The 21,308-nt window shown below is 67.1% G+C and carries 17 protein-coding genes; 5 read left to right on the top strand and 12 right to left on the bottom strand.

What is annotated here, in order from left to right:
- Window position 1 precedes the first annotated feature (1 nt).
- The 6 genes from POL67_RS04785 to POL67_RS04760 form a co-directional block, all read right to left on the bottom strand.
- Window positions 2–2,494 carry a glycoside hydrolase family 31 protein gene (locus POL67_RS04785; RefSeq protein ID WP_271915851.1) on the bottom strand — a complete coding sequence of 831 codons (2,493 nt, stop codon included), beginning with the start codon at window positions 2,492–2,494 and terminating at the stop codon, window positions 2–4.
- A 232-nt stretch (window positions 2,495–2,726) separates the two neighbouring features.
- Window positions 2,727–3,848, bottom strand: coding sequence for an ABC transporter ATP-binding protein (locus POL67_RS04780; protein ID WP_271915850.1), 1,122 nt, complete (start codon window positions 3,846–3,848; stop codon window positions 2,727–2,729).
- A gap of 103 nt (window positions 3,849–3,951) precedes the next feature.
- A complete protein-coding gene (locus tag POL67_RS04775; protein WP_271915849.1) occupies window positions 3,952–5,022 on the bottom strand; it encodes a GntR family transcriptional regulator in 1,071 nt (356 codons plus the stop codon).
- 109 nt (window positions 5,023–5,131) lie between these two features.
- Entirely contained in the window at window positions 5,132–5,998 is an 867-nt protein-coding gene (locus POL67_RS04770) for a carbohydrate ABC transporter permease (protein WP_271915848.1), read from the bottom strand.
- Between the two features lie 3 nt (window positions 5,999–6,001).
- Complete coding sequence (locus tag POL67_RS04765; RefSeq protein ID WP_271915847.1) at window positions 6,002–8,425, bottom strand: extracellular solute-binding protein; 2,424 nt, start codon at window positions 8,423–8,425, stop codon at window positions 6,002–6,004.
- A 109-nt stretch (window positions 8,426–8,534) separates the two neighbouring features.
- Window positions 8,535–9,533, bottom strand: a complete 999-nt coding sequence (locus POL67_RS04760) for a fibro-slime domain-containing protein (RefSeq protein ID WP_271915846.1) — start codon at window positions 9,531–9,533, stop codon at window positions 8,535–8,537.
- A gap of 248 nt (window positions 9,534–9,781) precedes the next feature.
- Here POL67_RS04760 and POL67_RS04755 point away from each other — a divergent pair, with 248 nt between their 5' ends.
- On the top strand, window positions 9,782–10,855 hold the full coding sequence (locus tag POL67_RS04755) for a fibro-slime domain-containing protein (RefSeq protein WP_271915845.1): 1,074 nt from the start codon (window positions 9,782–9,784) through the stop codon (window positions 10,853–10,855).
- Window positions 10,856–10,970: 115 nt separating this feature from the next.
- On the opposite strand, the gene POL67_RS04750 is transcribed toward POL67_RS04755, so the two are convergent.
- On the bottom strand, window positions 10,971–11,447 hold the full coding sequence (locus POL67_RS04750; RefSeq protein ID WP_271915844.1) for a cellulose binding domain-containing protein: 477 nt from the start codon (window positions 11,445–11,447) through the stop codon (window positions 10,971–10,973).
- Between POL67_RS04750 and POL67_RS04745 the strand changes: the two genes are divergently transcribed.
- The gene (locus tag POL67_RS04745) at window positions 11,446–11,664 is read left to right on the top strand and encodes a hypothetical protein (RefSeq protein ID WP_271915843.1); all 219 of its coding nucleotides are present in this window, start codon (window positions 11,446–11,448) and stop codon (window positions 11,662–11,664) included. The genes POL67_RS04750 and POL67_RS04745 overlap by 2 nt on opposite strands.
- Window positions 11,665–12,175: 511 nt before the next feature.
- Here POL67_RS04745 and POL67_RS04740 read toward each other — a convergent pair.
- A complete protein-coding gene (locus tag POL67_RS04740) occupies window positions 12,176–13,627 on the bottom strand; it encodes an amidohydrolase family protein (protein ID WP_271915842.1) in 1,452 nt (483 codons plus the stop codon).
- Between the two features lie 180 nt (window positions 13,628–13,807).
- Between POL67_RS04740 and POL67_RS04735 the strand changes: the two genes are divergently transcribed.
- From POL67_RS04735 to POL67_RS04725, 3 genes are all read left to right on the top strand, one after another.
- A complete protein-coding gene (locus POL67_RS04735; protein WP_271915841.1) occupies window positions 13,808–14,518 on the top strand; it encodes a hypothetical protein in 711 nt (236 codons plus the stop codon).
- Window positions 14,519–14,742: 224 nt separating this feature from the next.
- Window positions 14,743–15,525, top strand: a complete 783-nt coding sequence (locus POL67_RS53465; protein ID WP_271915839.1) for an energy transducer TonB — start codon at window positions 14,743–14,745, stop codon at window positions 15,523–15,525.
- 201 nt (window positions 15,526–15,726) lie between these two features.
- On the top strand, window positions 15,727–16,815 hold the full coding sequence (locus POL67_RS04725; RefSeq protein WP_271915838.1) for an SMP-30/gluconolactonase/LRE family protein: 1,089 nt from the start codon (window positions 15,727–15,729) through the stop codon (window positions 16,813–16,815).
- On the opposite strand, the gene POL67_RS04720 is transcribed toward POL67_RS04725, so the two are convergent.
- The 4 genes from POL67_RS04720 to POL67_RS04705 form a co-directional block, all read right to left on the bottom strand.
- Window positions 16,736–17,467: a helix-turn-helix transcriptional regulator gene (locus POL67_RS04720; protein ID WP_271915837.1), complete on the bottom strand. Its 732-nt coding sequence runs from the start codon at window positions 17,465–17,467 to the stop codon at window positions 16,736–16,738. The genes POL67_RS04725 and POL67_RS04720 overlap by 80 nt on opposite strands.
- A gap of 403 nt (window positions 17,468–17,870) precedes the next feature.
- Window positions 17,871–18,581: a hypothetical protein gene (locus tag POL67_RS04715; RefSeq protein WP_271915836.1), complete on the bottom strand. Its 711-nt coding sequence runs from the start codon at window positions 18,579–18,581 to the stop codon at window positions 17,871–17,873.
- Between the two features lie 86 nt (window positions 18,582–18,667).
- Window positions 18,668–19,414: a hypothetical protein gene (locus tag POL67_RS04710; RefSeq protein ID WP_271915835.1), complete on the bottom strand. Its 747-nt coding sequence runs from the start codon at window positions 19,412–19,414 to the stop codon at window positions 18,668–18,670.
- A gap of 37 nt (window positions 19,415–19,451) precedes the next feature.
- Complete coding sequence (locus POL67_RS04705) at window positions 19,452–21,206, bottom strand: hypothetical protein (protein WP_271915834.1); 1,755 nt, start codon at window positions 21,204–21,206, stop codon at window positions 19,452–19,454.
- Between the last annotated feature and the right edge of the window lie 102 nt (window positions 21,207–21,308).

Below are 21,308 nucleotides of genomic sequence, written 5' to 3'. Positions count from 1 at the left end.
TTCAGAGCGCCTCGTGCAGAGCGCCCTGCCCTGCGCGAGGCACCGCGGCGCTGCGCGCGTCATCGAGCGTGAGCGCGAGCGTGAAATCCTCGGCTCGATTCTCGAACTCCACGACCCCCTCCTCGACGCGCACCACCCGGCCATCGAGCGTGATCTCCTTGCCCCGGAAGCCGTGGAACACGAGGCGCAGCGCGTGCCTGCGAAACTCGGGAAAGCCGCGCCCCGTCACCGCCGCCGATACCGAGAGCGCCGCGCCACGTCGCGTGAGGCGGAACGTCGTTCGGTAATAGGCGCCGCGCGCGAACGCAAGGGTGAGCCCGTCGTCTTCGTGTAGCTCCGAGACAAACTCGCCGTCCTCGTCCGGAACGAAGACGTGAAGCACGAGCCGCTCCGGAGCATGACCCATCGTCGACTCCGGGGCCGATTCGTAGCTCGGGATGATGTATCCGCCGCGCGCGAACAGCGGAATCCGATCGAGCGGCGCCTTCGCGGTGATGAACTGTCCACCGGCATGACGCTCCTCCGTGTGCCAATCGACCCAGGTCCCCGCGGGGAGGTAGACCCGGCGCTCCGTGCAGCCTGGCGTGCAGACAGGGGCGACGAGCAGCGCCTCCCCGAGCAAATATGCGTCGGCCGTCTCGCGCGCGTGCGGATCCTGCTGGAAATCGTAGACGAGCGGTCGTGCAATGGGATCGCCCGACTCGCTCGCTTGGAAAAACGCGCTGTAGAGATAAGGGAGCAAGCGATAGCGGAGCCTTATCGCGTCGCGGCAGATCGCTTCCACCTCGGGACCGAACGACCAGGGGTACTGATCGGGCTCGCCCCAGTGGTTGTGATAGCGACAGAACGGCATGAGCGCACCGCATTGGACCCAGCGCGCGGCGAGCTCCGGGCTCGGTGTCGAGACGAACCCCGGGATGTCCGCGCCGATGAAAGGCTGCCCGGAGATCCCCATGGCGAGCGCCATCGGGACGCTCATCTGGAGGTGCTCCCAATTCGAGCAGTTGTCGCCGAGCCACTGCGCCGCGTAACGCTGGATGCCCGCGGATCCGGCGCGGCTGAGGACGAACGTACGATGGTCGGGCCGCGCCTCGGCGAGGCCTTCGGACGTGGCTCTGGCCATCAGGAGCGCGAACTGGTTGTGATACCGCTCGTGGGGGTGATCCTCGCCGTCGCGATCGAAACGCATGCCGAACGGCTCGATGTCGCCCGTCGCTGGCTCGTTCATGTCGTTCCAGATCCCGGCGACGCCCGAGGCGACGTGCTGCGCGACGAGCGAGGCCCACCAGGCGCGGGCCTCCGGCTTGACGAAGTCCGGAAATGCGCTGCGCCCAGGCCAAACCTTTCCGATGTAGAGGTTTCCGGATTCCGTCTTGCAGAGCAGGTTCCGAGCGCGGGCCTCGTCGAACACCGGGTAGCCCGGCTCGACCTTCACGCCGGGATCCACGATCGTGACCAGACGAAACCGGCTCTCTTTCAGCGCGTCCAGGAAGCGCGGCGCGTCGGGGTATCGCGTCGGGTGCCAGGTGAACACGCGGTAGCCATCCATGTAGCCGATGTCGAGCCAAAGCACGTCGCACGGGATGCCGCGCTCTCGATATTGCCGACCGATGGCAGAGATCTCCTCGTCGGTGTAGTGGTGATATCGGCACTGGTGATGACCGAGCGTCCATAGCGGCGGCGCCGCCATCCGCCCCGTGACGAACGTGTACGCGCGGAGCGCTCCGCGCAGGTCCGGACCGGCGAATACGTACTCGGTGTACTGTCCACCCGCGAAGGCATACCGGTAGTATTGTTCCGCGGAGAACTCGAAGTTTCCCTTGTAGCCGTTGTCGACGAAAAAGCCCGCGACCCTCGCCGCGTCGTCCGCGGCGCTGCAATGGTAAAAGAGCGGGATCGACGTGTAGTAGGGGTCGAACTCCGGGCTTCGGCCCGACAGCGTGTGGTCAGCTTCGTACAGGTGGTTCAGGCGGAGCACGTCCGGGTGCAGGATGTCCGTGTTCCAGAGCGCGTAATTCTGACCCCGCCGATCGAACGGGCCCGTTTTTTCGCCGAGCCCGTAGATCGAATCACGCGGGGCCAAACGCCGCGTCACGACGAACGCATCATTGAGCTGCAAATACCCACGCGCGTGGCCCTCGTCGTCGCGATAATCCTCGAAGATCACCGAGCCGTCCTCGCGATAGGCGTCCATCGCAAACGGCCGCTTCGAGATGCGGAGGCGGATGCGCGCCGTCTCGACGAGGATCTCGTCGGGCGTATCTTTGACCTCGAACGGTGGCGGAGCTGGCATTTCAAAGCACGCCGCGAATGTCGGGCTCTCATCAAACGAACCCGCCTGGGAGATCTTCAGGCGCAATACGTCAGGGGAAAGCACGTCGATCCGCACCTTCTCCTCGCCGACGCCGAGGAGAAGGCCGCGCTCTGTCTGCTCGACCCAGTCGACGTCGCCCAGCGGGACGTAGTCCGTGCAGTCGATCGTCTTTCGCACCATGACGCTCCTCTGTTCGCTCGACGCCTCGAGGCCGCGCCTCGGTTCGAGCGAAGTCTTCGTGTTTTATTGCCCGCCCCGAAATGAGTCAAGGCGGATTCATGATTAACTATAGCTGTTTACCAAGCGCGCTCTGCCGCATCACGCCATCCGAGCGAGCGGACGCGCGCGACGCGTCAACGCGCGAATGCGCGTTCCATCGCCACACAATGAATGGTTCGTTATCGTTTCGTCTCTATCGACGCCGCGTCGCGATTCGCTCCCCGACCGCGCCGGGCGCAAAAAAATGCACGCGCTCGGTGTCGATGAAGAGCGGCAAGGTCTCGCCGACACGAATCCCCGCGTGCGCGTCGACGTGCGCGACGGCGTGCGGGTGACGCGCGGTCGCGAGGACCACGTCCATCTTGTCCCCCAGGGGTTGAATCAGCGTGACGCGCATTGGGATCGCATTCTCCGCAGTCGCAAACCGCGCGCTCGCCTGGTCCGACATCGCCTCGGGCCGCACGCCCATCACGACGGCCGCCCCGGCGCGCGGCGCGAGTTCGGCGCTCGCCCACGCCGGCACCGGAACCTTCGCCGTCCCCTCGTCGAAGAGCAAGCGATCCCCCTCCCGCACGAGCTGCCCTTCGAAAAAGTTCATGGGCGGGCTCCCGAGAAACCCAGCGACGAAACGATTGGCCGGGTTGTGGTAGATCTCCAGAGCGCCGTCACACTGCTGAATCACCCCGTCCTTCATCACGACCACGCGATCTCCGAGCGTCATCGCTTCTTCCTGATCGTGGGTTACATAGACGGTGGTTGCATGGAGGCTCATGTGGAGCTGCTTGATCTCCGCGCGCATCTGCACGCGGAGCTTCGCGTCCAGGTTGGAGAGCGGCTCGTCGAAGAGAAAACACTTCGGCTCGCGCACGATGGCGCGTCCCACCGCGACCCGCTGCCGTTGTCCGCCGGAGAGCGCCTTCGGCTTGCGATCGAGCAAGCCTTCGATCCCGAGAATCTTGGCCGCGCGCAGGGCCTTCTCGCGAATCACGGCCGCGTCGAGCCCGCGCAGCTTGAGCGCGAAGACCATGTTCTCGTAGACCGTCATGTGCGGGTAGAGCGCGTAGCTCTGGAACACCATCGCGATGTCGCGATCCTTTGGGGGCACGTCGTTCACGACACGGTCGCCAATTTTGATGGTGCCGGAGCTGAGCTCTTCGAGCCCGGCAATCATCCGGAGCGTGGTCGACTTTCCGCAGCCGGAGGGCCCCACCAGCACGACAAACTCTCGATCGGCAATCTCGAGGTTGAAGCCATCGACGACCTTGACGCCGCCCTCGTAGACCTTCACGACGTCCTTCAGCGTCACGCTGGCCATGTTCGCCTCGCTCCCCCTGTTCGTCGCGTCCCTCGCGGCACGCGAGCGAAGCCCACGGCGCCGCGCCAGGGCACTTCGACTTGTTGCCTGCAAGTGACGCGGGTCAGGGATGGACTGTTTCCTCTTCCACGCTCGCGGCTGTCGCCGTGGGAAGAGGGCGCGTCAACTCTCCAAGAAAACGAGCTGGAATGAGGCGCGAGGGACACGGCGCTCCCTCGCGGTGCGCGTCGATGAGGTCTTTGCCCGCGCAAAGAACCTCCCTCACATCGAAGCCGATGTGCTCCACGCCCTCCGACAAACCGAGCGGCCGCGGCCAGTTGCAATGGGCGAGCACGTAGACGTCTTCGCCCGCCTTCAACTTCGCGCGCTGGAGCCCCGCGAGCAGCGGCGGGATCAGGTTGTCGTCCATGACGAAGATCGCGTCCGGGCGGTTCCTGCGTTCGAACATCAGCTCGGTCAACCGCTCGCACCCAATCGGCGCGGCGTGCACCGTGAGCAACCGGTCGGGCTTCAGGCCAAACCCTTCGAGGCACTCCTGGGCCGCGGCGAGCTTCGGCGCGTGCGGCGACATCACGGCAATGCGCAGCCCTTTTTCGAGCAAGCGCGCCGAGGCCCGCTCGATCAGCCCCGCAAAGTCGAGCGTGACCAGGCTCGCGTGAGGCAACGGCGCTCCGATCGCGACGCGCGGCAGCCCGGGCTTCTGCAGCACGGGGAGCAGATAGAGCATCGCGGAGTTGACGAGCAATAGCCCCGCCGCCGATCCACGCGCCTCCACGTCGCAGAGCTGCCGGTACTCGGGGTTGTTGGCGCGGCCGTCCACGCCCACGAGCGCGCTCACCTGGCCGGCAATCCCGGTCTCGCCCCGCTCGATGACCTCGTGGGTGATGGATAAAAACAGCGACCACTCGTTCGAGCCCGGCTGTTCGCTCGTGACCCACACATAACGGTCGTGATGCGGGAATCGCTGCGTCACGAAGACCTTGCGCTGGCCCTTGACCGTGAGGAGACCTTCCTCCCGGAGCGTGTCGAGCACGCGCACGACGGTCGGTCGCGTGACGCCAAACTGCTCCATCAACGCGTCGTACGTCGGCAGCCGCGAGCCAGGCGCGTAGCGCCCTGCCAAGATCTGCTCTTTGAGCAGTCGAGCGATGGCTTCGACTTTTCGCGATGGCATGGTCCGACGCGCAGACTATCACGGCGGTCCTCCTGCGGGGCAAGGTGCTCGTCGTCGACGTCATGACAGGGCCTCGGTGACGCTCCGCGTAATCACGTCGTCGTCCCGCTCAACCTTCGAAGCTCTGCGTCGAGCTCATGCCTTGAAAAAGGGCCCGCTGAACGATGAAGAAGAGGACGACGATCGGCAGCGTGGTCATGACCGAGGCGGCCATCAAGAAGTGCCACTGGGTTCCGCCTTCCTGGCTCTGGTACGCCTGAAGTCCCAACGTCAGCGTGTATGTGCTCTGGTCGGTGAGGAACAGGAGGGGGCCCAGGAGGTCATTCCACGAGTACATGAGCTGAAAAAACGCGACGACCACGAGCGGCGCCTTGGAGAGCGGCAGGTACATTTGCCAGAAGATGCGAAACTCCGAAGCGCCGTCGAGGGTCATGGCCTCCGGCAGGCTCTTCGGGATTCGCATGAAGAACTGCCGCAGGAGAAAGATGCTGAAGGCGCTGCCGAAAAAGGTGGGCACCCAGAGCGGCTTCAGCGTGCCAATCCAGCCGAGCGTTCGGTAGACGCTATAGAGCGGCACCATGACGACAGGGAAGGGCACCATCATCGTCGCCAAGGTCAGGCCAAACAGCAGGTTTCGCCCCGGCCATTCGAGGCGCGTGAAGCTGAAGGCCACGAGCGCGCTCGACAACGTCGTCCCGATTGTCGCGAGCGTGCAGACGAACACCGTGTTGAAAGCGTAGCGGAGGAACGGGATGTACTCGATGGTCGCGGCGTAGTTCCGCCACTCGATCGGGCGCGGGAGCCACACGGGGTCGGGGGTCAGCGTTTGCTCGATGGGCTTGAGCGAGGTGGACAGCATCCACAAGACGGGGAAAACGAACACCAGCGAGCCGACGATGAGCAGGACATGAACGACGGCCCTCGACCACGGTCGCTGGCGAAACGTGCTGCTGAAGGGGGAATCTGCGGCGGCCATGGTTCACGCCCCTCCGTAGTGGACGCGGGTATGCCCGAGCCGGTGCGCCAGCGCGGTCAGTCCGAGCACGACCAGAAACAGGATCCACGCCATGGCGCAGGCGTAGCCCATGCGCAGGAAATAAAATGCGTTCTCGTGCATGCGCTGCGTATAAAACAGCGTCGCCCGCGCGGGGCCGCCCGCCGTCATGATGTAGGGCGTCGCGAACACCTGGAGGGCGCCGATGATGCCCATGATCGCGTTGAAGTAAATGACCGGCGAGATCATGGGGATCGTGACGTGCCGGATCTTCTGCCAGAAGCTCGCGCCGTCGATGTCGGCGGCTTCGTAGATCGATCTCGGCACGTCCCGCATCGCGGCGAGCAACGTCAAGACGGTTTGTCCGACGGTCCACGTGCTCACCAGGATCAACGACGGCAACGCGAAGCGCCGCTCGGCGAGCCAGGAGGTCTTCGGGAAGAGCCCGAAGCTCGCCTCGTGCAAGAAATGGTTGATGACGCCAAACTCGCCGTTCAGCATCCAGATCCAGATGGTCGCCCCCGCGACCACCGGGACGAGCGTGGGCAAAAAGATGAGCGTGCGGTAGATGCTCGATCCGCGCAGCTTGGCGTCGAGCAGGAGCGCGAAGAAGAGCGCCACGGTGAGCCCGAGCGGGAGCGCGATGACCACGTAGATCAGCGTGTTCTTCAGCGCGATCCAGAATACCTCGTCCTGGAACAAATCAATGAAGTTCTGAAGCCCGATCCACCGCGGCGGCGACAGGACGGAATAATCACAGAAGCTATAGACGATCGAGGACGCCACCGGATAGGCGAGAAACACGAGGAGCCCGATGCCCCAGGGGGAGAAGAACGCGAGCCCCTTTCGCAATGAGGCATTCGAGCGCACCGGCTTCTCGACGCCGCTCGTTTGGGCGAGCCGCCTCTGCTCGCGCCGAGCGGCCCCGACGAGCCCCACGCCAAGGAGCCCGATCAGGCCGAACGGGAGAACGGAGAGCCAGCGCGACGGCGCGGCGTCCTGCCGATGTCGATGGCGGTCCCACGATTTCTGGACGACCGTCTTGACGTCGCCGAGCGCCTGGTCGGCCGTCGCCTCCCCGAGCCACAACCGCTGCGACGCATTCCGAATCTCGAGGGTGTACTCGTTCCAGACGCTGATCCGCGGCTGCGGCGTCGCCCCTGGGCTCGCGGCGAGATCCTGGAGGCTCTTGATGAAGGGGTTCTTGTGCGCGCGGTAAAACTCCGGGCTCACGCTGCGGAGCGGCGAGAGCTTCCGCTGTCCCAGGCAGAGCTTTTCCATGGGACCTTGCTGCGTGAGGTATTCGAGGAACGCGAAGGCCTCGCTCGGGTGTTTGGCGCCGCTCGGGATCACCAGCATGTCGGCGTCGGCGATGGCGACCGGCGGCCCTCCCTCCTTTTCGGAGGGGAACGCCGCGGCGCCCCAGCGCATCTCGGGGCTGAACTTCTGGATGAAGTTCCCCATCCAGATCCCCTGGAGCACCATGGCGAGCTTGCCGCTCAAGAACGGATTCTGCGCCGAGGCGAAGTTGCCAAACGAGCTCGTGAAATTCTGGAGCTGACCGGCGTCGTGGCGCTTTCCGTAGCCCTGGAACCAGGAAAATGCCCGGACGTTCTCCGGCGAATCGATCGTGATGTTCGCACCGCCGTCCCATAGCCGCGCGCCGAACCAGAAGCCCCAGCCATAAGGCCACCAGTTCGTATCGGCTGGCATGAACCCGAGCTGCGCGATCCTGCCGCCCTCGACGACCGTGAGCTTCTCGGCCATCGCGTCGAGCTCGGCGATGGTGCGCGGCGGGCGATCCGGATCGAGCCCCGCTTTCGCGAAGAGATCCTTGTTCCAGTACAGGCTCACCACGTTTGGCACGGACACGACGGCCCATACGTGGTCCCGATAAACGCCCATGTCCCAGTACACCGGCAAGAAGCTCTCGCGGCCCATGTGTGTACCGCGCATGAGCTCGTCGAGCGGGACGAGCGCGTTTTTCTCGGCAAAGTCGGCGATGTCGGCCGCGAGCAGCCCCGCGATGTCCGGCGGGTCGCCGCCCGCCGTCGCGATCAGCGTCTTGTGCTGGTACTGGGAGACCGACTGGTAGTCGACCCAGATCCTGGATTGCGAGCGATGGAAGTCCTGAATGACGGACTCCATCGCCTCCTTCTCCATGCCGGTCCATTTCTCCCAGTAGCTCACCCGCACGCGCCCCTCGGGCGACGGCGAGGGTGAACCTTGCGCGTGTACGGCGGGGGAGATCAGCGAGCAGAGCGCAATGGCGAGGACCGAGAGGAGCGCGACGAGGGTACGTCGCGGCCGAGCGCTGCTCGACCGGGGGGCACGGGCGAAGGGCGCCGCCAGGCGGGCGGGGGCCGCCCATTGCTGAACGTCGAGACGATCCGACGAGCAACGGCGCATGGCGCGGGACTCTAGCCACGCAGCGGCCGAGAATACAATCGAAAACGGGGTCAAATTCGAGTGTTTACCGGGACGAGGGGACGCCCCGCCGCCGCCGCCCGCGACCGGGTTACTTCGGGACGTCATCCGGCAGGATCCCACACTCCCGGAAATCGAGGCTCGTCTCGATGCGGAAGTTCGAGCCGCCGGGGTTTCTCTCGGCCTGGAAGAGGTCGAGCTTGTAGACGTTGCCCACCGTGATCCCGAGCTCCGCCGCGCGCACGTCGAGGTTCACGTTGCCCGTGAGCGGACCGTGGATGCCTCCGATGTCCACCGCGAGCTTGTCGTTGATGAACACGAACACGTCGTCGTCGCCGCGGAAGTTGAAGACCTCGCCGCCCTTGTACTCGAACGCGGTGTGCAGCTCGATCGTGAACAGGAAGTTGTGCGGGCCGACGTCGTTGCCGCCGATCTGCACGTCCCCCGGCGACGTGTTGAACTTGTCGAGCGGGAAGAAGCTGTTCGAGTCGAAGAGGAAGTACCCCTCCTTTTCCGGGTCCGGCTGTAGCCACAGATCCATCACGTAAGGCACGTTCACGCCGCCAACGTTCCTGTACCAATCGTCGAAGGACTCGATCACGTCGAGCGGCATACGCGCGGGGTTGATGTCGGGCTTGCGGTCGGTGGGGAGGAGCGGGAGGATCTGCCCTGTGTAGAGGCCGGGATCGATCCACGACGCCGGCTTCTCTTGGCCGAAGTCGATGTGCGCTTGCGTGAAGTCGCGCGCGATGGCGCGCAGCACGTTGGCGCAGACGTTCTGGCTCGGCTCGTTGAAATCCGCGAGCGGCCCGAGGATCTTCCAGCCGCCGTAGGTCGTCTCGGCGGTAAAGCCCGGAGGCAACGTCTCGTCAATCTTCGGAGGCGGTTTGTCCGGCCCGCCCCCTCCCCCGCTCCCGCCGCTGCCCGCGAGGATGAGCCCCCCTTCGCCACCCGAGCCACCACTCGAGCCACCCCCGCTGCCGCTGCTACTGCCTCCACTCCCTCCTTGCCCGGCAGGTGTGGCGCTGCAGGCGATCAAGCCGAGAATTGCAACACTCAGAGAAGCGAAGAGGAGCGGGCGTCGAAGCATGTGGGGAACGATAAACAAACTCGGGCAATTGATCAGTACATTGCGTACTTTTACCATCAGCCCCGCGAGGGCCGTCTCTGCGCCGCATTGCGTCAGGATCACGCGACGAATCGGCGCGAAAATTCCATATGGATCGCTCCTCGCGACTGCGTCGGTAAAACCGACCCATTGACTACGAATTTGATGGATCGCGACCATCTCGTGTTGTTAGGGCTGGTCGGACAGTCCACTCGATGGGGGAACTCACCATGGATCGGAGGAAGCGTATGCTGCCCGTGCTGCATCGGCGCCGCGCCGCGAGGGCGCGCGCGCTCGCCTATGCGTGTCTCCTTTCGTGCGCCGCATGCAGCGCGACCTCCGGCAGCAACACGACCGGCAGCGGCAGCGGCGGCAGCAGCGCGGGCGGCGGTGGCACCGGCGGCAGCGGCGGCGCCGGGGGCGATATCTCCGTCGGCGTGGGAGGACTCGCCATCCCGGACGGCGGCACGGAAGAGGACGGCGGCATCGTCGAGACACTGCCTCCGGCCTTCCTCGCGACGGAGGTGGGGGGCTACAAGCTTGGAGGGCCGACGAGCGAGGGTTCGGGCAATGGTGGAGGAGGCCCGAGCGAGAACGAGGCGTGCGGCAATGTCCTGGTGGCCGTCGTTCGTGACTTCAAAGGCAGGAGCGAGGCGGGCGGGCACCTCGACTTCGAGGGCCCCTTGTACGGCAACGATATCACGAAGGGCCTGGTGGAGCCTGTCCTCGGCCCCGACGGGAAGCCCGTCTACGCGTCGCAGTGCGAAGAGGGTCATCCGGCTCCGCCGCCGACGTGTCCCTTCGGGCCAGAGACGACGACGAAGGCAAACTTCGAGCAATGGTATCGCGACACGGCGAACGTGAACAAGCCCTACCTGCTCGAGTTGTGGCTCGCTCCGCAGCCCGGCGGGCTCTTCACCTTCCAGAGCTTGTCCTTCTTTCCGCTCGACAACGCGGGCTGGGGCAACTCGGGCGTCGACAAGGAAGGCGTGATCCACAACTTCAGCTTCACCACGGAGCTGCACACGCGGTTTCAATACAATGGCGGCGAGACCTTCCTGTTCGAAGGAGACGACGATGTGTGGGTCTTCATCAACGGCCAGCTCGCCGTCGATCTGGGCGGGCTTCACCCGAAGGGATCGACCGCGGTCGTCCTCGACGTGTCCGCCGAGCAGCTCGGCCTCGTGAAAGGGAAGGTCTATTCGCTCGACCTTTTCCACGCAGAGCGACACACGCCCGAGTCGACGTTCCGTATCGACACGAACCTCTCGTTCGTGAATTGTGGACCGGAAGTCCCCAAGTAAAAGCGTCTTCCCCAGCCGAGAGGACGCCTGTTCCCCGACCACGAAGACCCCTTCCCCCTCCGTCGTCCGGGGAAGCCGCGTCCGTGGCTGGGGAACAGGGGCTCTCGGTCGTCCGTCAGGGCTCGATGCCCCACACCACCGACTGGCCTTGGTACATCAGCACCACGTTCGCCCAATCCATCTGCATCGAGGCCGCAGCGTTGAACGAATGGTCCCCGGTCTGCGTGAAGCTCTGGGACATGAAGTTCTGAACGGTCCACGAGAACTGCAGGCGGTAGCCGGGAGAGAGCATGTTGCCGCCCGTGAAGCCGAACTCCAGGTACGTGTCGGCAGACGCCGCGGGCATGGCCATCGGCACGACCCCGACGCTGATGTTGCCCGTGGGGAAACCCGTGTTGGGGCCGCCCACGACGCCGACATTGGCCCAGTTGACGGTCTTCATGAGCGTGGCTGCGACTTCGTTCGTCAAGTAATAACGAAGCGTGAGATCATCGAGGCTCACCGGCTCGCTGCCGTTGTTGACGATCCAGAACTGGGAACCGATGGCCGCACTCGCGGCGGCGCTGATCTCCACCTTGTACTGAACCACCATGCCGGTCGGGCCGCCGCCAGCGCCACCAGCACCGCCGCCCCCGCCAGCACCACCAGCGCCACCACTCCCTCCCGCGCCCGATGACGCGGACGAGCTCGATGACGCGGACGAGCTCGATGACGACGAACTCGATGATGCAGACGAGCTCGATGATGCGGACGAGCTCGATGACGCAGACGAGCTCGATGATACAGACGAGCTCGACGCCCCTCCCTGACCGGTGCCTCCCGCGCCGCCGGAGCCGGTCCCGGCGCCAGCGCCGGCGCTAGGATTGTCGGGCTCGCCCGTGAGCCCCTCGGCACAGCTCGCGAGAATGAGCGTCGACATGAGCAGGAGCGCGTATCTCCCACGCGATCTCGTTCGGGCTGAAGAGGGGAGGACATGCCAGCCACGGCTCGCGCAAGGGTTCATGAGACCTCCTTATGGCATAACGAGATCGGCACTATCACGTTGCTTCGGCGAAACAAATCAGAAACACGGTCAGAAAAGGCCATTTACTGCGGTGGCATCGGGACACCCGAGCGCGGTTATGCGCGCCTCGGGACGATGCCGTGGACGATCGAAACGGGTGGCCCCTCCGGGCCCTCCTCGCGGGGTTGCCCGAGCGTGGTGGGTGTCGCGCGTGGTCACGACGCGCGGTCACGACCGCGTGACCTGTCACGGCCGCGTGACGCCGAGGGGACGTGCTGGGTGCGCAGAGGCGCTGCTGGATCCGCTTGCCTTGCGCTTCACGGGGCCCTGTAGATGGCCCCTCCCTTCATCACGAACCGGACCTTCCGAAGCGCCCCAATCTCCCGCGTGGGATCCCCTTCGACCGCGATCAGATCGGCCAGCTTGCCGGCCGCCACCGCGCCGATCGCCGCGTCGAGGTGCAAAAGCTTCGCCCCGCGGGCGGTCGCCGCGCGCAATGCATCGACCGGCGTCGCGCCGTACTCCACGAGCAGCTCGAGCTCTCGGGCATTGTCGCCGTGCGCGAATACGCCGGCGTCGCTCCCGTTCACGAGGCTCACCCCTGCGTCGAGCGCTGCCTTGAAGACCTTGCGTTTCTTCGTGAGGCTCGCGGGTTCGGGCGTGCTGCCCTTCTTCCAGCCCTGATAACGCGCGAACGCCTCGCTTGCCGCGAGCGTCGGGCAAAACGCGACATGATTCTTTGCCATGAGCTTGAAGACGTCCGGCGTCCCCTCGTCGCCGTGCTCGATCGTATCGACACCGGCGAGGGCCGCGCGCCGCATTCCTTCGGCCGAGGTCGCGTGCGCCGCGACGCTCCGGCCGCTCGAACGCGCCGTCTCGACGATGAGCTGAAGCTCCTCGACCGAGAACGTCGGCCGCGCCTCGCCGCCGGGCCCCCAGTAGTAGTCCGCATAGACCTTGATCCAATCGGCGCCGTGCCCGATCTGGTCGCGCACGACGCGCATGAGCTGATCCTTCCCATCGGCTTCCTCTGCGCCCTGCGGCACGTGAAAGCCGGGATCAAACCCCTTCGGACCATAACTCCCCGTGGCGACGATGGCCTTCGTCGTGACGATCATCCGCGGGCCGGGGATGATTCCCTGATCGATGGCCTGCTTGAGCCCGACGTCGGCGTACCCTGCCCCTTCCGTCCCGAGATCACGGACCGTGGTAAAGCCGGCGAGGAGGGTGCTGCGCGCGTGGTTCGTCGCGCGGGCGACGCGGAGCGTGAGCGGCTCCCGGGCCACCTGTTTGTCCCAGGAGGCTTCGTCGTACGGATGCAACAGGAAATGCGAATGCCCCTCGATGAGGCCGGGCAACAGCGTCGTGTTCGGCAAATCGACGACCACCGCGTCTTGGGGCGCCTGCACCTGCGCCTCGGGCCCCGCCGCTTCGATGCGATTGCCGCGCACCACGACCACCCATCCCTCGTGCGGGCGCGCGGTGTCGCCGTCGAAGACACGCGCCGGCTTGAGCAGATAGAGGCCTTTTCCAGCCGTCCCCGTGAATGTGGGCGCGGGGAGGGCCGCCGGGAGGGAGGCCGCCGTCGAGCCACCTGGCTCGGGAATCGACTCCACCGCGGGGCATGCACGCGCGATCGGGGGCGTGCCTCCGCCGCTCGCCGTGGAGGCGCGCGGCGGCCCGAGGGGCGCTGTCCCGGACGCTCCGCCGCAGCCCGAAAAGAACGTCATTGCAGCCAGCAAGGCCCCGATGGCACCAGCGTTTTTCATGGGTTCATGCAAGGAAAGCAGCATTGGGGAATGGAGAACCTGCGCGACGCGCGTCCCTACCACGGGCGCTCGTCCGGAGGCACCGGAAACCAACGTCGGGGCGTGCTACTCTCCGGCCGTGGAGCGCGGCTTCAGCGGAGTGCCTGTCACACGCAGCCGCCCCGCTCCGATACCATCCCCATGCAGCGAATCGTAGCCTTCCTCGTGACGTCGTTCGCCCTCGCCGCGCCCGCGCTCTGCGCCTGCACGCCGACGCCAGAGCCCAAACCGTCGGTGGGTGCTTCGAAGCCCGCAGTGCTCCAGGTGGCCGGCGATGTGCCCGCCAAGGAAATCGTCGACGAAAAGGGCCCGGACGCGGAGGAACGAGACGCGCCGCCACGACGGGAGCCCCCGAGGGAGCTCGTGACCCGGCTACGCTCCGCGCTGCCGGATCATCACGTTGCCTGTGATGTCGCGCGGTCAAGCCCGTGTAGCGTGCAAGGCGATCTCGACGGCGACGGCCGCCTCGACGACGCGGTGCTCGTGCGCAGCCGCGCGGGCGCCCTCGGCATCGCCCTTCTCATGGCTACGAGCCCCACAGACCTGCTCGGCGGAGGGCGCCGAGGCATCTCCTGGACAAAGACGGAGGTGGCCGACGTCGGCGCCGCGCCGGAAGCGGCGGGGCCCAAGGAGGAAATCGACGCCGACCTCGGCTGGATCCGGCGCTGGGAGCTGCGACCCCGCAAGCTCCGCAACGGCGCCCCCTTCTTCGTCGGGCAGATCGGCAAGAGGATCGTCGAATCACCTGCGCCGGGCGCCGTCGGCGACGGGCTGCTGCTCGACGGCGGCGACGCGGCGGCCATCCTCTATCGCGTCCCCGGCGGCTGGACGCTGATGCACCTCGGCTATTAGCTTCGCCATGCGCAAGCGCCGGGGTTGGCCCATGCGAGACGACGGGGGAACGACGAGGCGACCCATGCGTACGGCGCCTCCGCGGTGTGCATCCGCGCCCCCCTGCGCAGATCGCGCAGCGGATTTGCGCGAATTGCGCAACGTGTCGCTGGCACCTCCTCGGCGCTACGGGTGTTTGTCGGGCGCGCCGAGCTGGCCCGGGGCTTGCTTGCAGGTGCGCTCCCGTGGATGAGGGCTCCCTGCGCGTGGGCTGGCTGCTCGTGGCGACCGCCGCGCATGGGGCGTTGTTTGGCGCGGGATACCTGCACGACGGGAGCCACGCCAGGGTGCGCGAACTGCGCGAGGCGATCCAGGCAGAGCTCGATCCGTTCGAGGTCCCGGTCGAGCCGCCGCCACCGCCGCCCGAGAAACCCGCGCCCGAGCCGCCGGAGGAGCCGCCGCCCACGCCCATTGCAATGCAGGCGCCGCGGCCTCCGCAAAAGGATTCCGCCGATAACCCGCCGAAGGAGGCCCCCGAGGAACCGGAGCCCCTCCCGATGGCAGCGCCGCCGGTGCTGGTGCAGCAGGGACTGCCGGATCTTTCGGCCGTCACCTTCGTGACCGGCATTGGCGAAGGCACCGGCTTGGTGTCGATGCTTGGCGCGGGGCTTCGACCGGCGCGCCGGACGCAGCGGGGGGGCGGCGCGCCGTCGCTCCCGCGCCCGCTCCCGCCGCCGTCGCCCGATCGATCCCGGCCGGCGTCGCTCCACGGCGACCGCGCGTGGGACTGCGATTTCCCGTCGGAAGCCGAAGCAGCCGGCATCAGGAACGTGGTGGTGGTGCTACGGATCCTCGTGCGCGCGGACGGTCGCGCGCAGAATGTCGAGGTGGTGTCCGATCCGGGGTACGGCTTCGGCGCCCAGGCGAGGTTCTGCGCGGCGCAGCACCACTACAGGCCCGCGCTGGATCGGGATGGGCAACCGATCCAGGCGTCGCTGGGGCCGATCCGGATCCGCTTCGTTCGCTGAGGGCCTCCGCAAGATTCTTCCAAACGGCCCCTCCGCCGGCCCGCGCCGCGCCCGCCCGAGCCACCTTCGCGCCCTCGAACGCCGCGATTTCACGCTTTTTCGCGGGGGCGCAAGGCGCGTCCATACGCCGCGCCTCGCTGGATGCATCTTGCCCCTCGTCGGCGCGCACCTCTCCCCCGCGTCGACGAGGAGCTTACGACCATGCACAGCCGTTCCCTCTCGATTGCGATCGTCTCGTTTCTGGTCTCGACCTCGGCGCTCGTCGCCGGATGCAGCGATGATCCCGCGCCCGCCTCGACCCAAAGCTCTTCGTCGGGCTCCGGCGGGAGCGGCGGCGCCGGCGGCAATGGCGGCACGGGCGGCCAAGGAGGCGACGGCGGTGGCGGCGGGAGCAGCAGCGCCCCCGAGGTGCTCGCCGCGTTTGATCCCATGAAAGGCGAATACGTCGAGGGGCTCGACATCAAGGACGGCGTCGCGTACGTCGGCGCGGTGCTCACCGGGCAGATCCTGAAGGTCGACCTCGCGACGGGCGCGATTTCACCTTTCGGCGCCATGCCCGCCTTCCCGCAAAATGGCGGCGCGCTCGTCGGCCTGACCCTCGGTCCGGACGGCGCGGTCTACGGCGCCCTCAACATCACCGCGGCGGGCGGGCCGCAGACGGGCATTTACCGCGTCGCGCCCGCGGGCGGCGATGCGACGCTCTTCGCCTCGGATCCGGGCATGGTCTTCAACAACGACCTGCGCTTCGACGCGGCCGGCGACCTCTTCGTCAGCGACTCGATGTCCGGCGCCATCTTCAAGGTATCAAAGGACGGCGGCACGGTCTCGAAGTGGGTCGAGGGCATGCTACTCACGCCCGACCCGACGGTCTGCGGCGTGCAGACGAACTTCCACCTCGGCATCAATGGCTTCGTGCGCGCCGGGGACGCGTATTACGCGACGAATACCGATCGCGCCTCGATCGTGAAGATCCCCGTGAACGCGGATGGCAGCGCGGGCACCCCCGAGGTCTTCCTGGCCACGGATTGCGCCACGCTCTCGGGCGCGGACGGGATCGCGGTGGACCCGAGCACGGGCGACCTGATCGTGGCGATCAATTACAAGGAGACGATTCTCCGCATCGGCATGGACAAGTCGGTGAAGAGCATCGCGAGCGGCGAGCCGCTGCAATCGCCGGCCTCGCTCGTCGTCGACGACGAGACGCTCTACATCACGAATGCGGCGTTCGCGGCGCTGGCCTCGGATCCGTCGAAGGCCAAGCCGTCGCTCGCCAAGCTCGCGCTCCCGTAGGCGCGGGATCGGGCGTATCACCGAGGCGCGCGCGGGCGCGTGGCGGGGCGAGGTCCCGGAGCCACGCGCCCGGCGTCGTCCCGAACTCGGCGCGGAACGCGCGGGTGTAATGGCTCTGATCCGCGAAGCCGAGCTCGTAGGCGATCGCGGAGGGCGGCTGCCCCTGCCGCAGCAAAAAAAGCGACCGGGTGAGGCGCAGCCGGAGCTGGTAGGCGTGCGGCGGCATTCCCACCGCCGCGCGAAACGCGCGGACGAGGTGGTATTTGCTGAGGCCCGCGACCGCCGCGAGCTGGTCGAGGGGGACCTGCTCGCCGGGATGGGCGTGCAGGTATTCGCGGGCGAGCGCGACGCCGCGCGGCTCGGAGAGCGTGCCCTTTCCCTCGGGCGCGTGGCCGGGGATGGCGGTGACGGCATACGTGGTATGCGCGGGCATGATCCACACGCAAGGCGCTTCACGCGCGTCGCTGACCAGGAGCCCGCCGGCCGCCTCGGTGCGGACCATGCCACGGCGCAGCACCCCCACCAGGATCCGCGCGTTGTCGGTGCTCTCGGCCGCGAACGATCGCGCGTTCGAGCGAAAGAGCTGCACGGAGGCGCCGGTCGTGGGCGTCTGAAATTCGCACGCGTGAGAGGTCTCCGCCGGTTTTCCCATTCTCGATGCAATCGTAGCATCGATCCTGGATGCACAGAAGGACGAGCCGGGGCTGGACACGCGGACTCCCCATCGTCCTCCCAACGCCCACGACGATGACCGCGGGGGTCGACGCGAGGCTACCCCCTCGGTGGACGATGACCGGCAGGGGTCGACGCGAGGCAACCTCCTCGGTCCACGATGACCGGTGGAGGTCGACGCGAAGCTACCCCCTTGGTCCACGATGGCCGGCGGGGGTCGACGCGAAGCGACCCCCTCGGTGGACGATGACCGGCGGGGGTCGACACGAGGCGACCCCCTCGGTCCACGATGACCGGCGGGTGTCGGCGCGAGGTGACCCCCTCGGTGGACGATGACCGGCAGGGGTCGACGCGAAGCGACCCCCTCGGACCTACGTTCCGGCCTACTTCAGCGACGGATCGCCGCCACGCCAGTCGCTGAATGCACCACGCTCGCGTCGACACTCCACCACGACGACGCGTTTGTTCGCCTCGGAGGACGTACCCCACTGCGCGGGCATCAGGAGGACGCTGGTGCCCTCGCCACAAGCGCTCATGATCTCCGGACGAACCGCCTCGACTTCCTTGGGGCCCTTGGCCGCGGCAGGCGTCTCGCCGCACGGCGTGAAATGCCACCCGCGCTTCTTGGGCGGCGAAATCTTCGGATCGGTAAAGCCCCCCGGGGTGGCCATGCTCTCGACCCATACCTGTCGAATGCCACACGCGGTGACGGACGCCGATTCGAATTCCGTGAACGCCTTCTCGCACTGAGCCCGCATCTCGGCCGCCGTCAGCTCGCCTTTCGAGGTGGTGAGCTTCGCCTCGGGATAGTCGCGGGCGAAGGTCTTCCAGGAGTGCTTCGAGAAAGTATCGTCCGGAGCCACGTCGCCGCCGCAGAGCCAGAGTTTCTCCCGCGCAGCAGCGCGCGCCTTCACGTCGGCCTCGGTCGCGAGGTCCACCGGCGCGCTGACGCCCAGGGCCGCGTCGAACTCGGCGAGCCGGGCATTCGCCATATCCGGATCCGGGGAGCGGCCGCCGCCGCCCGCAAGCGCCCCGAGACAGCCGGTCCCGAACAAGACCAGCACGTTCGTCACGACCAGGAGCCCGTATTTCATGGAGACCCGCTATGCCGGGTGCCATCCCCTGTCAAGCACGAAGGAGCGGCATTGGAAGGCGCGGGAGCAGCGATTTCAGCGGATGTTCAATTGTCGCCGTGGTTCGCGGATTCCAGCCCGAACACACGTTCGTGACGCGCGCTCACGTGGCAGCCCATGCACGACGCGACGCGCCCTGCGGACGTCACCTCCCCCTCGGGCGTGACCGTTCCATAGACCCAACCCGCGTCCGTGCCCGGCGTTTCGGGCGCGACCTTGAGCACGACGTACGCCCCGGCGAGGCGCGAGGCGCGGTAGACCCGATCGCCGACCCGTACATACGGATTGAAATGGTCGGCCGTCACGGGCTTTTCCTGGAGGGCGTTGAGTTCGTCCTGAGGAATCGGCTTGTCCATGAGCTCGGGGAGATAACTCTCCTTGACGAGGGTCTGCCCCAACGGCTGGGGCACGGGCGCGGCGGTAGGGATGATCGGGTAGGGATGCTGCTCCTTGGCAAACACCGAATAAAGCTTGCGCGCGTGGCCGCCGTCCTCCGCAGCGCTCATGCGCGCACGGCCCGGCTGGGGCATGCGGCAAAGCCAGGGCGCCCAGCGCAGCTCGTCGTCGACACGCGCCCAGGTCTTGTAGTCGCGGAACGCGGCGGCGATGAGCGGGACGAACCGCGGATCGAGCTCGGTCGCCGTGGAGGCGCCTGCCGGCGCCGCGGGGGTTTGTGCTTCTTTGCTTTCGTTCGCAGGGGTGATGGGCTCGTCGAGAGGGCGGGTGCACCCGGGCGCGAAGGCGAGGACGAGGAGGAGCAGAGCAGGACGCATCGGGCTCGATGAGACGGACATGGCGCGCGGAGGATCTGTGCCTTCCGCTCGGCGCGCGTCACGCCGACGACGGATGCGGCGCATCGGGTGCGGCAAATCGGCCGAGGATGGCAGGTGTGTCGCTGACGGAGATGAGGACGATCTCCTCGTCCGTGGCAATGGCGATTCGATCGGCGGCAGGGCTGAACGCGGCCGCGAGGATCCGCGCGTCGATCCGGAACAAGAGCTTCTCGCCGTCACTGACCACGCCGGTGCCGTGGAGGATTCGAAATCGATTCTGCGGGGTCAACCCCATCGCCGTCGCCATCTCGCCGGCATAAGCTTCCTCGAACGGGGCCTCCGAGGACACGCGCACCGCGGGGTCCTCCGCAGAGATTTCGGTTTGCGTCACGGGGTCGAGCTGCGGGATTCCCGTGTCGAGGTCGAGGACGGCCGTGCTGTCCCGCTCGCCGACCCAGGCGAAATGGCCGTCGCGCGTGCTGCCCAGGACCGCGGGCCGATCTTCGCCCCAGCGAAGGGGCGCGGGCCTGGCGCGCGGCGCCTGCGACGCGCCGTCGTCGCTGCCATTCGACGCGTCACCTGCGACGCTGCCGACCACGAGCTCCTCCGGCTGGTCGTGCTCGAGCAAGCGCAGCGGCATGTCCGCGGGATAGGTGTCGAGGTACGCCTTCGTATCGAGGTCGAGCACGGCCACGCTCGCGCGGCCCGAAACCGCGTCCCAGTATTCGTCTCTGTCGAACCAATCCCACGCGTCTCGAATCCACTCCGGCATGCGCAAGCGCGCGCCATGCACGCTCCTGGCAAGACGGCCGCACGTGGGTACGTGCGCGAGCACGTCGCCGCCGGTGGTGACGAGCCACGAGCCGTGGGGCCGCTGCACGAAGAGCCGCGCGTCGTCGACGAAGAAGAGGCCCACTACGTCGGTCCCGATGTCCTCCGGCAAATGGCCCGGCGCACCCACGAGGCGCACGGGCGACGCCATGGGCTTCGGCTCGGGCCACGCGCGCGTCGCCGCGGGCGGGGACACGGTCGCGTGGACGACGGCCTCGAAGAGCTCCTGCACCACGCGCTGCTGGGACATCAGGATCACCGGCGGCGGCGCAAGCTCGACGAGCTTTTGCTGGTTCTGCGCCGCGAGCACGAGGGCAAGCCAGGCCTCGTTGAGCGGGCCGATCCACGGGTCGACCATGGCCGGGCCGAGATCGGCATAGAAGGGACGCATGCCCGGCGGCGGCAGCGGGACGGCGCGCGTGATCAGGATGCCCACGAGCGCCGGATCGGCCCCTCTGCGTACCAGCGCCGCCGAAAGCGCGGAGGGGCCCGTCGCGCCGGCATTCTCGTGGGTATCCATCTCGTCGGCCGGGCGAACGGTGTCGCCGTCGAGCCACGCTTCACAACGCGCGATGGCTCGAACCTGATCGGCCGACAAACGCAGCGCGTCGGCCACGAGGGGCGCGAGCGCGGGGTGCAGGACGCCCACGACCTGCACGTGGCCATAACGACGCTCGCGCAGCGCCGGCGTGGAGCAGAGGACGCCGCAGCGTTCGCACGTCTCGCCCGCGTGCGCCTCCCCGGACAGCGCACCACACGCGCAGCGGAACGTGCTCACGGGCCCGAAGATCCGCTGGCAAAAAATGCCGTCGCGGACCGGCCGCCGCCCGCTCGCCGACCAGCGCCGCAGCAGGTCGCCGCTGGTCACGCGGCCATGCGAGCGAATGTCTTCGGGCGCCGCGGGATCGAGGAGGTTCGTCTGGACCCATTGAAGGTCCGCCACGACGTCCGACGGAGAGAAGAACCGGTCTCGAAGTGACATGGGCGCGATCCTCGCTCGGAGAGGTACGACGCCGCACGTACGCGACCTTCTCGGCGGCGTCAATGGAGGAGCGCGCCCGTATCCCGGGCAGGCGGGACCGGA

The sequence above is a fragment of the Polyangium mundeleinium genome (assembly GCF_028369105.1).
In the GTDB taxonomy this organism is placed as follows: Bacteria; Myxococcota_A; Polyangia; order Polyangiales; family Polyangiaceae; genus Polyangium; species Polyangium mundeleinium.
Note: the sequence above shows the minus strand (reverse complement) of the source record. Positions and strands in the feature narration are given on the sequence as shown.

Coding starts and splice junctions, on each gene's coding strand:
- POL67_RS04785 (WP_271915851.1), bottom strand. CDS start 2,494: ATGGTGCGAAAGACGATCGACTGCACGGACTACGTCCCGCTGGGCGAC.
- POL67_RS04780 (WP_271915850.1), bottom strand. CDS start 3,848: ATGGCCAGCGTGACGCTGAAGGACGTCGTGAAGGTCTACGAGGGCGGC.
- POL67_RS04775 (WP_271915849.1), bottom strand. CDS start 5,022: ATGCCATCGCGAAAAGTCGAAGCCATCGCTCGACTGCTCAAAGAGCAG.
- POL67_RS04770 (WP_271915848.1), bottom strand. CDS start 5,998: ATGGCCGCCGCAGATTCCCCCTTCAGCAGCACGTTTCGCCAGCGACCG.
- POL67_RS04765 (WP_271915847.1), bottom strand. CDS start 8,425: ATGCGCCGTTGCTCGTCGGATCGTCTCGACGTTCAGCAATGGGCGGCC.
- POL67_RS04760 (WP_271915846.1), bottom strand. CDS start 9,533: ATGCTTCGACGCCCGCTCCTCTTCGCTTCTCTGAGTGTTGCAATTCTC.
- POL67_RS04755 (WP_271915845.1), top strand. CDS start 9,782: ATGGATCGGAGGAAGCGTATGCTGCCCGTGCTGCATCGGCGCCGCGCC.
- POL67_RS04745 (WP_271915843.1), top strand. CDS start 11,446: ATGCCGGTCGGGCCGCCGCCAGCGCCACCAGCACCGCCGCCCCCGCCA.
- POL67_RS04750 (WP_271915844.1), bottom strand. CDS start 11,447: ATGGTGGTTCAGTACAAGGTGGAGATCAGCGCCGCCGCGAGTGCGGCC.
- POL67_RS04740 (WP_271915842.1), bottom strand. CDS start 13,627: ATGAAAAACGCTGGTGCCATCGGGGCCTTGCTGGCTGCAATGACGTTC.
- POL67_RS04735 (WP_271915841.1), top strand. CDS start 13,808: ATGCAGCGAATCGTAGCCTTCCTCGTGACGTCGTTCGCCCTCGCCGCG.
- POL67_RS04725 (WP_271915838.1), top strand. CDS start 15,727: ATGCACAGCCGTTCCCTCTCGATTGCGATCGTCTCGTTTCTGGTCTCG.
- POL67_RS04720 (WP_271915837.1), bottom strand. CDS start 17,467: ATGGGAAAACCGGCGGAGACCTCTCACGCGTGCGAATTTCAGACGCCC.
- POL67_RS04715 (WP_271915836.1), bottom strand. CDS start 18,581: ATGAAATACGGGCTCCTGGTCGTGACGAACGTGCTGGTCTTGTTCGGG.
- POL67_RS04710 (WP_271915835.1), bottom strand. CDS start 19,414: ATGTCCGTCTCATCGAGCCCGATGCGTCCTGCTCTGCTCCTCCTCGTC.
- POL67_RS04705 (WP_271915834.1), bottom strand. CDS start 21,206: ATGTCACTTCGAGACCGGTTCTTCTCTCCGTCGGACGTCGTGGCGGAC.